Origin of the sequence: Micromonospora solifontis (assembly GCF_003725545.1) — a bacterium.
Lineage (GTDB): Bacteria > Actinomycetota > Actinomycetes > Mycobacteriales > Micromonosporaceae > Micromonospora > Micromonospora solifontis.
On record NZ_RJLN01000037.1, the window covers coordinates 40085 to 52572 of the forward strand.

Annotated in this window: 9 protein-coding genes and 1 pseudogene; 3 read left to right on the forward strand and 7 right to left on the reverse strand. The window is 76.5% G+C overall.

What is annotated here, in order from left to right; all coding sequences use genetic code 11:
* Positions 1-54 precede the first annotated feature (54 nt).
* Positions 55-1038 carry a helix-turn-helix domain-containing protein gene (locus EFE23_RS15000; RefSeq protein WP_123241548.1) on the forward strand — a complete coding sequence of 328 codons (984 nt, stop codon included), beginning with the start codon at positions 55-57 and terminating at the stop codon, positions 1036-1038.
* 159 nt (positions 1039-1197) lie between these two features.
* Here the strand turns inward: EFE23_RS15000 and EFE23_RS15005 are convergent, their stop codons facing one another.
* The 5 genes from EFE23_RS15005 to EFE23_RS15025 form a co-directional block, all read right to left on the reverse strand.
* Positions 1198-4938: a S8 family serine peptidase gene (locus tag EFE23_RS15005; protein ID WP_123241549.1), complete on the reverse strand. Its 3741-nt coding sequence runs from the start codon at positions 4936-4938 to the stop codon at positions 1198-1200.
* 733 nt (positions 4939-5671) lie between these two features.
* Positions 5672-6556 carry an NAD kinase gene (locus EFE23_RS15010; protein WP_123241550.1) on the reverse strand — a complete coding sequence of 295 codons (885 nt, stop codon included), beginning with the start codon at positions 6554-6556 and terminating at the stop codon, positions 5672-5674.
* Positions 6553-7398, reverse strand: coding sequence for a TlyA family RNA methyltransferase (locus EFE23_RS15015; RefSeq protein WP_123241551.1), 846 nt, complete (start codon positions 7396-7398; stop codon positions 6553-6555). Before EFE23_RS15015 ends, EFE23_RS15010 begins: the two co-directional genes overlap by 4 nt.
* Before the next feature lie 21 nt (positions 7399-7419).
* Positions 7420-7677: a hypothetical protein gene (locus EFE23_RS15020; protein WP_123241552.1), complete on the reverse strand. Its 258-nt coding sequence runs from the start codon at positions 7675-7677 to the stop codon at positions 7420-7422.
* Positions 7674-8279, reverse strand: a complete 606-nt coding sequence (locus EFE23_RS15025; RefSeq protein ID WP_123241553.1) for a phasin family protein — start codon at positions 8277-8279, stop codon at positions 7674-7676. Before EFE23_RS15025 ends, EFE23_RS15020 begins: the two co-directional genes overlap by 4 nt.
* A gap of 112 nt (positions 8280-8391) precedes the next feature.
* Between EFE23_RS15025 and EFE23_RS15030 the strand changes: the two genes are divergently transcribed.
* On the forward strand, positions 8392-8727 hold the full coding sequence (locus EFE23_RS15030; protein ID WP_123241554.1) for an SCP2 sterol-binding domain-containing protein: 336 nt from the start codon (positions 8392-8394) through the stop codon (positions 8725-8727).
* Between the two features lie 3 nt (positions 8728-8730).
* Here EFE23_RS15030 and EFE23_RS15035 read toward each other — a convergent pair whose 3' ends face one another.
* Positions 8731-9774: an HAD-IIA family hydrolase gene (locus EFE23_RS15035; protein ID WP_123241555.1), complete on the reverse strand. Its 1044-nt coding sequence runs from the start codon at positions 9772-9774 to the stop codon at positions 8731-8733.
* Positions 9775-10153: 379 nt separating this feature from the next.
* Positions 10154-10799: pseudogene (locus EFE23_RS29755) on the reverse strand (tetratricopeptide repeat protein); the annotation flags it as partial.
* A gap of 135 nt (positions 10800-10934) precedes the next feature.
* On the opposite strand from EFE23_RS29755, the gene EFE23_RS28175 reads away from it, so the two are divergent.
* Positions 10935-12401 carry a hypothetical protein gene (locus EFE23_RS28175; RefSeq protein ID WP_158675864.1) on the forward strand — a complete coding sequence of 489 codons (1467 nt, stop codon included), beginning with the start codon at positions 10935-10937 and terminating at the stop codon, positions 12399-12401.
* Positions 12402-12488 lie beyond the last annotated feature (87 nt).

A 12488-nucleotide genomic window follows, 5' to 3' on the forward strand; every position in this document is an offset into this window, starting at 1 on the left:
CCGGCGCGGGCTTGGCTGTGGCCCGCGTACGGCCGCGTCGTACAGTTCTGCCCCGTGCTGGACGTGATCGGGCTGACCCCGGACGAGGAGCAGCTCTACCGCTGCCTGGTACGGCTCACCACCGCCCGGGCGGCGGAACTGGCCGAACGGCTGGGCCGCCCGACGGCGGTCGTCCGCGCGCAGCTCGACGCCCTGCGCGGGCAGGGACTGGTGCTGGCCACCGGGCCGGAGCCGGACGCGCCGCTGCGGCCGCTGCCGCCCGACGTCCCGCTCGGCGCGGCGCTGCTGCGCCGCCAGGAGGCCCTTGAAGCGGCCCGCGCGTCGGTCACCCAGCTCACCGAGGAGTACCGGGCCGGGATGCGCCGGCACGACGCCGACCACCTGGTCGAGGTGATCACCGGCGCGCGGGCGCTACGCGAGCGCCTGCGGGACATGCAGAACGGCGCCCGCGACGAGGTGCTCTGGTTCTGCCGGGCCAACCCGCTGGCCATGCCCGGCCAGGAGAACGTCGAGGAGTTCGACGCGCTGGCCCGCGGCGTCCGCTACCGGGCCATCTACGAACGGGAGATGCTCCTGGAACCGGGCGCGCTGGCGGACGTCGAGCAGGGCGTACGCGCCGGGGAGCAGGCCCGGGTCCTGGACCGGCTGCCGGTCCGGCTGGCCATCGTCGACGGCCGGACGGCGATCTGCCCGCTCGTCGGCGAGCGGGACAGCGGTGAACCGACGGCCGCGGTGATCGGCCGCAGTCAACTGCTGGACGCGTTGCTCGCGCTCTTCGAGAGCCACTGGCTGATGGCGACCCCGCTGCGCTCGGCCGACCCGCCCACCGACCGGGGCCGGGACGGCTACCTGCCCGACGCCGAGGAGTCCCGGCTGCTGTCGCTCTTCGTGGCCGGCGTGCCGGACAAGTCCATCGCCTCACAGCTCGGGGTGAGCCGGCGTACCGTCCAACGCCGGCTGGCCGACCTGATGGCGATCGCCGGGGTGGACACCCGGCCCGGGCTGGCCTTCCAGGTCGCCCGCCGGGGCTGGATCTGACCCGACCGGCACCGCCGCCGGCCCCGCTTCCCGAGTGCGGTGCCGGCGGCGGCGACGGCCGCGGCCGTCCGGGGTGCCCACACCCCCTGGCGGTCACCCCGGACGGCCGAGGAGGACGTCCGCGCGGGTGAGGGGGGTTCGCCCCGCGCGGACGTCGGCTCAGCGCAGCCCGTACGCGTCGAGCACGGTCTGCTCGACGGTGTTGCCGGCCCCGTCGCGGGCGTGCACCCGCAGCGACACCGTGCCGTGCCCGGCCGGCACCTGCGCGGTGAACCGGGTGCCGGAGCCGCGCACCGGCACCGCCCGCCAGCTCGAGCCGCCGTCGAAGGACACCTCGACCCGGACGGCCGCACCGGTCGGCGCCGGCACGCCGGCCGGCTGGCGCAGCGTCAGCCCCACCGGGTGCGGGTGGCCGCCGGCCACCTCGCCGCGCAGGTCGGCCGGGACCCGGTAGTCCACCTGCAGCAGCGGCAGCGGCTGGGCGGCGTCCCCGGTCGGACGGGCCGAGCTGAACTCCCACGCCGTCTCGGTCCGGGTGGCCCAACGCCACTCGTCCGACGAGCGCCGGGTGGTCAGGTCCAGCCGGTAACGGGCCGCCCCGGGCACCGTCGGCACCGGTGCCCAGCCGCCGGAGAGGTCGGCGATCTGCTGCCCGTCCCGGCTGAGCCGGGCCTGCACCGTGTCCTGTTCCTCACCGAACCCGGCCGGGGCGTAGTGGCCGTCGGCGTCGACGAACTCGGCGACCCGCAGGTCCAGGATGTCCCCGGTACGGGTGGGCAGCGGCGCCCCGCCGCCGACCGGCACGGCCGGCCGGACCACCGGCGCGTGCCACGTCTCGGTGACCCGGTCGTCGGCCGCGTACCGGCGGGGCCGCCCGGCCAGCCCGCCGATCAGCGGACCCCAGTCCGACCAGGACAGTCGGTGCAGCACCCGCTGCTGCCACCAGGAGTCCCCGGCGCTGACGAACTCCTGCCGCACCGTGCCGGTACGCACCATCCGCTGGTCGTCGTTCCAGGAGTACTCCTGCCAGGGCCGCCACCCGAACCGCTGCTCGGCGGCCCAGTCGAAGCCGCCGGTGTCGGCGTAGCGGGCGGTCACCTCGGCGGTGTTGTCCGCGGTGACCCGGTGCAGGATCCGCTCGGGCACCCGCCCCTTCGACACCTGCCACACGTCGTACAGGTAGGGGCTGTCCACGGTCAGCGTCAGGTCCAGGGTGGCGCGGCCGCGCTTCGCCGCCGCGATCATCGGCTGTCCGTCGTCGTACGCGACCACGAGCGACGGGATCGGCAACCGGTCCCCGTCCGGGCGCCAGACCGTCCACGCGCTCCGGTCCGCCGGGCGGACGATGAGCACGGTCGCGGCACCGGCCGCCGTGGCGTCGGCGATCTGGTCCTCCTCGGCGCGGTCGTAGCTGCCGGCGACCAGCGCGGCCGCCCCTCGGACGCCGGCCCGGGCCAGCTCGGCGGGAGTGCCGTCGCCGGCCCAGACCAGCGGCAGCTTCCGCCGGCCGGCCGGTGCCGGCGACTGGCCCAGCAGGTTGATGTCCAGCGGGCCGGTGACGTTGCTGACCTGGGCGGTCACCATGGGCGCGACGAGCTGCCAGCGGGAGGCGAACTCGAACTCGCCCCGGCGCACCGGCCGGGTCGGCGTGACGTTCACCTGCTGGACCGTGCTGAACGCCATCACGCCGTGGTCGACCTGCCGGCCGTTGCCGAAGACCCGGTGCTCGTAGAAGCTGATCGTGTCCCGCTGCTCGGTGGGCTTCGGCGTCTCGATCCGCACCGGGGTGCCCTGCCGCGGGTCGAGCACCACGGTCAGGTCCCGGTCGACGGTCAGCTCCGGATCGGTGACCAGGGTGAGCTGCTCGTCCAGCGGGGCGCCGTGCTCGATCAACCCTTCGAGCAGGTACGGGCCCTCCTCCACCGACACCTGCCACTCCATGCCGGGGAGGAGGAAGCCGAGCCGGTCGGACTCCGCGTGCTCGCCGAACAGGGTCACCACCGACGCCGTACCCGACTGCCCCCGCAGGTCCAGCGCGCTGAGGGTGACGGTGTGCAGGGGGCCGCTGAGGGTGAGCCCGACGGCGGTCCGCACCGCGACACCGTCCGCCCCGGTGGCCACCAGCCAGCCGCCGTGCACCCCCCGATCCAGCTTCGCCGGGTCGGCGTGCAGCGGGACGGCCACGCTGCCGCCGGCCGGCACGGTCACCTCGGTGGCGTCGAGCGACACCCCGTCCGGCTCGACCGTGCCGCTGTCCAGGTTGCGCAGGTCGAGCGCCAGGCGCAGGGTCTGCGCCGCGGCGGTGCCGTTGGTGTAGGTCACGGTCCGCGTCACCGGCACGCCGCCGGTGGCCACCCGGCCGAAGTCGGCGGTGGCCGAGCCGTACACCCGCTGGGTCAGCGCCCGGGCCACGTCGACGCGGCCGCCGCCCTGCTCGAAGACCGTCAGCGCGGGATTCGCCTTCGCCGTGCTGACCAGCGCGTCCTTCAGCTTCCCGGCGGTCCAGTCGGGGTGTTCCTGGGCGAGGATGGCGGCCGCGCCGGCGACGTGCGGGGTGGCCATCGACGTCCCGGACGCCCGCGTGTACAGGTCGTCCACCGGCGTACCCATGGTGGTGCCGGCGGCCCGGGCGGCGACGATGCCGACGCCCGGGGCGGTGATCTCCGGCTTCAGGCCGTTGTCCCCGGCGCGCGGGCCCCGGCTGGAGAACGGCGCCAGCTCGTCGTCGCGGTCGACGGCGCCGACGGTCAGCGCCGCGGTGGCCGCGCCCGGGGTGCCGACGCTGCTCGCCGCGCCCTCGTTGCCGGCGGCGATCACGAACAGGGTGCCGGTCTCCGCGGTCAGGTCGTCGACCGCCTCGCTCATCGGGTCGGTGCCGTCGGTCGGCGGGCCGCCGAGGCTCATGCTGACCACCCTCGCGCCGGAGTGGGCGGCCCACTCCATGCCGGCGATGATCGACGAGTCGTACCCGGCGCCCGAGTCGTCGAGCACCTTGCCGACCAGCAGCCGCGCGCCCGGCGCGACGCCCTTACGCAGCCCGTCAGCGGCCGCGCCGCTGCCGGCGATGGTGGCGGCCACGTGCGTGCCGTGACCGTGCCCGTCCCGGGCGCTGCCGCCGCCGGTGAAGTCCCGCGCCTCGGCGATCCGGCCGGCCAGGTCCGGGTGGCCCGCGTCGACGCCGGTGTCGAGCACCGCGACCTCGACGCCCGCGCCGTCCCGGCCGGCCGCCCAGGCCGCCGGCGCGCCGATCTGCGGCACGCTGCGCTCCAACGCCACGTGCACCCGCCCGTCCAGCCAGACCCGGGCCACGCCGGCGCCGAAGCGGGCCGGCGAGCCGGCCGCGGTACGCGCCACGGAGGTGCCGCGCAGCGCCGTCCACAACCCACCGAGGTCGTCCCGGCCGACCCGCAGGGCGGCGCCGTTGATGCTCTCCAGCGGGCGGACGGCGGTGGCCCCGGCCAGCGTCCGCACCCGGCCCGCGGCCGGCTCCTGGTAGCGCACGATCAGCGGCAGCGCGTCCCGCTCGACGTCGCCGTACCCGTCGGCGACCAGCTCCTGCACGTCGAACAGGTCCGGGTCGAGCACCCCGGCCGCCAGGTACGGGACGGCGTCGCTGGGCAGCACCCGTAGCCCGCCGTCGGCCTGCACGGTCTGGAAGGTGATCCGCTCCCGGCCGGGGCCGGGGTGGACCGTGGCGGCGACCCGGCCGGGGGCGGCCCGGACGAGCTCGACCCGGTCGCCGGTGATCAGGGTGACCCGGGCGGGTGCCGGGTCCGGGCCGGCGGTGGCCGGGCTCGGGGCGGCGGGCGGGGCGGGCGGGTCGGCGGACGCCGGTGCGGCGAGCCCGACCAGCAACGCGCCGACCGCGCCGGCGGCGAGCCAGCGTGGGGACCGGTGCATGCGATGCGCTCCTCTACTCCAGAGCCGCCTCGGTGGAGGTCGGCCGTCCGGAGTCTGCGCCGAAGATCATCGGTCGGTCACCGGTTACGGCCCGCCCTACCGGCGACATGTCGCCAGGTGGACACGGGACGACCGCGGTCGGACCACCGGAGGCCCGGGAAGCGGCCGCCGAACGACGGCGTACGGAGTCGGGTGGGTGATGGTCGGGGTGCCGGACCGAGTCGCGCCGCTCAGCTGGCGGGCCGCCGTTTCCTCCGACGACGGCCCACCGACCTGACCAGCGGCCGGGGTCGAAACCCGGCCGGGTCCGGCTGGCCGGACCGCCCGCCGCGGCCGGCCACGACTCCTCCGGCACCCCGACCGTCGTGGTCCCGACCACCCCCTGGTCGGAAGCCACGACCGCCGGACCGCGCGCCCGGGCGGACACGGGCCTCACCGCCCCGCCCGGACTCCACCTCAGCGCAGCCCGCACGCTCCTGACCGTCCGCTGGACGGTTCCACCGGCCTCGACGCCGGCCCGCGCCCGGGGAGCCGGGCCCGCGACGGGCGGGACGGCTCACCCCGTGCCGGTCCGCGAATGGTCGCCGTGACCCGGCGCCCGCGCGCCGCCGTCGAGGGAGGCTCCTACCGTATCCGCCCGAACCGCCGATCGGGTACGCCGATCCGGTGGCGCCGCATCGGCCGTGCGGCGGCCACGCCGCGCCGATCGCGCGGCGGGCGGCGGTACGGCAGGTCAGCGGCGGTTGCCCCGCCAGCCCTGTACCGGCAGGTCGAACTTGGCGACCAGCCGGTCGGTGAACGGGCGGTCCTTGAGCCGGACGATGCGGACCGGCAGCGCGCCCCGACGGACGGTGACCCGGGCGCCCGGCGGGAGGTCGTAGACCCGGCGCCCGTCGCAGCAGAGCACGGCGAGGGTGGTGAACGGGTCCACGGTGATCGCGAAGGTGGACGTCGGCGCGGTCACCAGCGGCCGGCTGAACAGCGCGTGCGCGCTGATCGGCACCAGCAGCAGCGCCTCCACCTCCGGCCACACCACCGGTCCGCCACCGGAGAAGGCGTACGCGGTGGAGCCGGTCGGGGTCGCGCAGACCACCCCGTCGCAGCCGTACCGGGACAGCGGCCGGCCGTCGACGTCGACGAGCAGCTCCAGCATCTGGGCCCGCTCGCCCTTCTCCACGCTGATCTCGTTGAGCGCCCACGACTCGATGGTCGGGCCGCCGTCGAACTCGGCGGTCACGTCGAGGGTGAGCCGTTCGTCCACCGTGTAGTTGCGCCCGACCACGTCGCGTACCGCGCTGTCCAGGTCGTCGATCTCCGCCTCGGCGAGGAAGCCGACCTTGCCGAGGTTGATGCCGAGCAGCGGGGCCTTCGCCGGGCGGGCCAGCTCGGCGGCGCGCAGGAAGGTGCCGTCCCCGCCCAACGCGAAGACGATCTCGGCGCCCTCGGCGGCCTCCGGCCCGGTCACCGGCACCACCCCGGGCAGGTCCAGGTCGTCGGCCTCCTCGGCCACCACCCGCACCTCGAAGCCGGCCGCGATGAGGTCCGCCGCCACCGCCCGCGCGTGCTCGGTGCTGCGTCGACGGCCGGTGTGCGTCACCAGCAGAGCGGTCCGGCTCACCCGGACACCTCCTCGTTCGTGGGCTCCGTCGGGAATCCCTGCGGGCCGGCCGCCACCACCGCGCGGACCCGCTCCGGGTCCGCGGCGGGCGCGTCCCGGCGTAACCATACGAAGAACTCGACGTTGCCGCTCGGCCCCGGCAGCGGGCTCGCCGCCACGTCCGCCAACCCCAGGCCGAGCCGCCCGGCCGCGGCGGCCACGTCGAGCACCGCCTCCGCGCGCAGCTGCGGGTCACGGACCACGCCGCCCGCGCCGACCCGCTCCCTGCCGACCTCGAACTGCGGCTTCACCATCAGCGCCAGGTCGCCGTCCGGGCCGGTGCAGCCGGCGAGGGCCGGCAGCACCAGGCGCAGCGAGATGAACGACAGGTCGGCCACCGTGAGGTCGACTTCGCCGCCGATGGCCTCCGGCGTGAGGGTACGCACGTTGGTGCGCTCGAAGACCCGTACCCGGGGGTCGTTCCGCAGGGTCCAGGCGAGCTGCCCGTACCCGACGTCGACGGCCACCACCTCGGCGGCGTCGGCGCGCAGCAGCACGTCGGTGAACCCGCCGGTGGAGGCGCCCGCGTCCAGGCAGCGCCGGCCGGCGACGGCCAGCCCACCGCGGGCGAACGCGGCCAGGGCGCCGGCCAGCTTGTGCCCGCCCCGGGAGACGTACTCCGTGCCCGGATCCTCGCCGGTGACCAGCAGCGGGTCGGCGGGGTCGACCATCGCGGCGGGCTTGCGGGCCGGCACCCCGCGCAGCTGGACGCGGCCGGCCGCCACCAGCGCGGCGGCCTGCTCGCGGGAGCGGGCCAGGCCGCGGCGGACGAGTTCGGCATCCAGCCGGGTACGACGTGCCATGGGTGGTTCTTCTCCGGTGGGTCAGGCCTGGTCGATGCTGGCCAGGGTCTCGCGCAGCGTTTCGTACGCCGCCTCGTACTGGGCGATCTGGTCGGCCGGGGAGAGCGCCTCGGCGTTGATCATGGCCTGCACGGCGGCGTCCACCGCCGGGTGCCGGGCCTCGCCGACCTCCTCCACCGGCGCGGGCCGCACCCCGGGCGGCGGCCCCGGACGGGCGCCGCCGGGCGGCGGACCGGGACGCGGACCTGGCGGCGGGCCGGGGCGGTACGGGGCGGTCACGACGCGGCACCTCCCGGCTGCCGGCGGCCGGTGGCCTTCTTCGCCGGCCGGACCGGCGTGGCGGGTGACTCCGCCGCCGGGGTACGCGCCACCGTGGCCGCCGGCTTCTTCGCGATGGCCTTCTTCGCCACGGCCTTCTTCGCGATCGCCTTCTTCGCCACCGCCTCGGCGGGGGCGGCGGCCGGGGTGGCCGCGGCGGGGGCCGCCGGCTCGGTCTGGGCCGGCTCGGCGCCGGTCGGCTCGGCGCCGGCCGGCCCGGTCGGCGCGGGTCGGGGCTCGGGGGCGGGCCCGGCCGGGACGGCCTTCGCCTCACGCAGCTGCCGCTCCAGCTCGCGGACCCGGCGGGTCAGCTCAGCCACCTCGTCGGCGGTGGCCAGTCCGACCGCACCCAACGCGCGGTCCACCTCGAAGCGGATCAGCTTGGTCAGCGCCTCGCGGTTGGCCATCCCGGTGGAGACGAGTTCCTCGGCGAGCGACTGGAGCTGGGCGGCGCTCGCACCGCCCTGCCCGACCACCCGCCGCACCGCGTCCTGGGCCTTCTTCCGGGGCGCCTCGGTCAGGCCCATGGCCAGCTCGAGGTAGGCGCGCCACGCGTCCTGCATGCCTGAGTCCTTCCACGGGGCGGGGTGTGCAGGTGTCACGCTACCGGGCGCCTGGGACGCCCCATTGCGGTACGGTGCCGGGGAACGGCGTGGCGTGTGGTGAGGAGACGATGTGGCCAGCGTGGACGAGTGCCGGCAGGCGTTGCAGGACCTGGCCGCCCGGCTGGACCGGCACACCACGACGCAGGGCCGGATCGACCTGGACCGCACCCTGGCCTGCCGGATCACCGACCTGGACACCGCCTTCCACGGCCGCCTCGAGGGCGGCCGGCTGGTCGACCTGAGCGACGGCGACGACCCGAAGGCGAAGATCGCGCTCAGCGCCAACAGCGACGACCTGGTCGCGCTGGTGCACGGTCAGCTCGACATCATGCAGGCGGTCGGTTCCCGCCGGGTGTCCATCAAGGCCAACCCGTTCGACCTGATGAAGCTCCGCAAGCTGCTCTGACGGTCAGTCCGCGAGGCCCAGCGCGGAGCAGGCCCGCTCCGCGGCCGGGGACGCCGCCCGCACCCGCGCGCCGGCCCCGGCCGACCAGGCGACCGCGCAGAGCGCGGCGAGGGCGTCGAGCGGGCGTCCCGCGCCGTCGAGGAGCAGCCCGTCGTCGGCCACCGTCGCCGACCAGCCACCGGCGTCGGGCGCGCCGGGCACCCGCACCACCGCCGCCGGGTCGAAGAGCCCCGCCAGGTCCAACGAGACGTACGTCGGCCGGCGCTCCTCTGGTGCGGCCAGCAGCTCCGGTACGTCGCTGACCCCGGTGAGCACCAACAGGCAGTCCAGCCCGGCCCGGCGGGCGCCCTCGATGTCGGTGTCCAGCCGGTCGCCGACCACCAGGGTCCGCCCCGCGCCGGCCCGACGGGCCGCGGTGGCGAAGAGCGCCGGCTCCGGCTTGCCCACCACCACGTCCGGATCCCGGCCCAGCGCGGTACGCAGCACGGCCACCAGGGAACCGTTGCCCGGCAGCGGGCCGCGCGGGCTGGGCAGGGTGCGGTCGGTGTTCGTCGCGTACCAGGGGGCACCCGCGCGGACCGCCAGCGACGCCTCGGCCAGGTCGGCCCAGCCGACGTCCGGGCCGTACCCCTGGGCGACCGCGGCCGGGTTCTCGTCGGCCGTCACCACCGGCCGCAGGCCGACCGCGCGCAGCTCGGCCCGGAGCGCCTCCGCACCGACCACCAGCACCGGCGCGCCGGCGGGCAGCCGGTCCCGCAGCAGCTCGGCGGTGGCGGCCGCGGAGGTCAGCACCTCCTCCGGCCGGGCCGCCACGCCCATGCCGGTGAGCAGGTCGGCCACCTCGCTGGAGCGCCGGGAGGCGTTGTTGGTGGCGTACGCCACCGACCTGCCCTCGGCGCGCAGCCGGCCCACCGCCTCGACGGCGCCGGGGATCGGCCGGTCGATCAGGTAGATCACCCCGTCCAGGTCGAAGACGACCAGGGAGTACCCGTCGACCAGCCGCGTTCCGGACGTCCCGGCCCGCGCGTCCCCGGCGCTACCGGTCACCGCCGGTCCGCCTCCGCCGCCCGGTCCCCGCCGTCGGTCACCGCGTCACCGGTGGCCGGGGCGGAGCGGGTGTCGTCGGCGAGGGACCCCGCCGCGGCGTCGGTCAGCTCGTCGTCGCCGAGGTCCGCGCCGTCGCGGTCCCGGTACCCGGCCGCCTCGCCGCCCCGGTCCTCGTCGTCGCCCAGCCGCGCGTCGGCGTCCAGGTCGTCGTCGGCGTCCAGGTCGTCGTCGTCCTCGTCCTCGTCGTCCTCATCCTCGTCGGTGTCGAGGTCGTCATCGTCCTCGTCATCGTCGTAGCGGGCGTCGAGGTCGTCCGCGTCCGGGTTGTCGTCCGCGTCAGTGTCGAGGTCGTCGTCCGCGTCGGAGTCGGGGCCGCCGGCCAGCTCGGCGCCCGGTCGGGCCGGCACGGCCCCCGGCGCGCCCGGTCCGGCCACGAACTCCTCGTCCTCCTCGTCGTCGCCCTCGATGACGACGCCGTCGAGCTCCAGCAGCCGCTCGGCGGCGTCGGTCTCCCCCTCGGCGTCGACGTCGGCGGCCCGGGAGAACCACTCCCTGGCCTCCTCGCGCCGACCCACCGCGAGCAGCGCGTCCGCGTACGCGTACCGCAGCCGCGCCGCCCACGGCTCGGACGAGTCGGCGGTCAGCTCGGGGACCTGCAGCATCGCCACGGCCGCGTCCTTCTGCCCGAGGTCACCGCGGGCGCCGGCGGCCACGATGAGCAGCTCGGTCGCCACGGACTGGTCGAGCTTCTCCCGGTCCGCGCCCCGGAACAGGTCGATCGCCCGCTCCGGCCGGCCCAGCGCCCGCTCGCAGTCGGCCAGCACGGCCAGGTGGCTCTGCAGCCCGGTCATCCGGTGGTACGTCCGCAGCTCGGCGATCGCCGTCTGCCACTCCCCCGCGTGGTACGCGGCCAGCCCGACGGCCTCCCGCACCGCGGCGATCCGCGAGGCGAGCCGGCGCGCCGCCATGGCGTGCGCCAGCGCCTCCGCCGGGTCGTCGTCGATCAGCAGGCCGGTCGCCACCAGGTGCCGGGCGACGGTCTCCGCCACCGGCTTGGCCAGCGACAGCAACTCGGCCCGGACGCTGGAGTCGAGGTCGCTCGCCACCACGTCGTCCGGCAGCGCCGGCGCAGCGGCCCGCTCACCCTCCCGGCCTCCGGCGTGCTCCCGCCGGTCGTCCCGCCGCTCGCGGTCCGGCCCGTAGCCGCCCGTCCGGCCGTCCTCCCGGCGGGGGCGGTCACCGTATCCACGGCGCTCACCGTCCCGCTCGGCACGCTCCCGGCCACCCCGGTAGCCGCCTTCGCGCTCCTCACGGCGGAAGCCACCCTCACGGCGGTCGCCACCGCGGAAGCCACCCTCACGCCGTTCGCCGCCACGGAAACCGCCCTCACGGCGCTCACCGCCACGGAAACCGCCCTCACGGCGCTCACCGCCACGGAAGCCACCCTCGCGGCGCTCACCGCCACGGAAACCGCCCTCACGGCGCTCACCGCCACGGAAACCGCCCTCACGGCGCTCACCGCCACGGAAACCGCCCTCACGGCGGTCACCGCCACGGAAGCCGCCCTCGCGGTCACCACCACGGAAGCCGCCCTCGCGGTCATCCCGGCGGAAGCCACCCTCGCGGCGCTCACCGCCGCGGAAACCGCCCTCGCGGTCACCGCTACGGAAGCCACCTTCGCGGCGCTCGCCGGTTACACCTTCACGGCGGAAGCCACCTTCGCGGTCACCGCCACGGAAACCGCCCTCACGGCGCTCACCGCCACGGAAGCCACCCTCGCGGTCACCACCACGGAAGCCACCCTCACGGCGCTCACCGCCACGGAAGCCACCCTCGCGGTCACCACCACGGAAGCCACCCTCACGGCGCTCACCGCCACGGAAGCCACCCTCGCGGTCACCACCACGGAAACCGCCCTCACGACGCTCGCCGCCACGGAAACCGCCCTCGCGGTCACCACCACGGAAACCACCCTCGCGGTCACCACCACGGAAACCGCCCTCACGACGCTCGCCGCCACGGAAACCGCCCTCACGGCGGTCACCGCCGCCGAAGCCGCCCTCACGACGGTCACCCCGGAAGCCGCCCTGTCGGTCGTCGCGGCGGAAGCCACCCTCACGGCGCTCACCGCCGACGCCGCCCTCACGGGCACCACCTTCCCGGGGCGCGGAGCGGAAGCCCTCGCGGCGGTCGCCGCCACGGAAGCCACCCTCGCGGCGGTCGCCACCGCGGAAGCTGTCCCTGCGCTCGCCGGCGCCGGCGCCATCCTGCCGGTCACCCCGGCGGAAGCCACCCTCACGGCTGTCGTCGCGACGGAAGCCGCCCTCGCGGCGCTCGCCGCCGCGGAAGCCGCCCTCGCGGTCGCCGCCGCGGAAGCCGCCCTCGCGCGAACCGGAGCGGAAGCCACCCTCACGACGGTCCCCACCACGGAAACCGCCGTCGCGCGGACCGGATCGGGAACCGCCCTCTCGGCGGTCACCGCCGAAGCCGCCCCGCGAGCCGCCCGAGCGGTCGTCGCGGTCCCCCCGGTACGACGGACGGTCGTCGCGGCGGGCGTCGTCGCGCCCCGGCCGGCGGTCGGCGCGGTCCTCGTAACGGCGGGGGCGATCCCCGCCCTGCGGTCCTGAACTCACAGGTACATCCTTCCTGAATGCGTCCCCAAGAACGCTAACGCAGTCGAGGGCCGACCCTACTGGGGCGGCCCTCGACTGGAA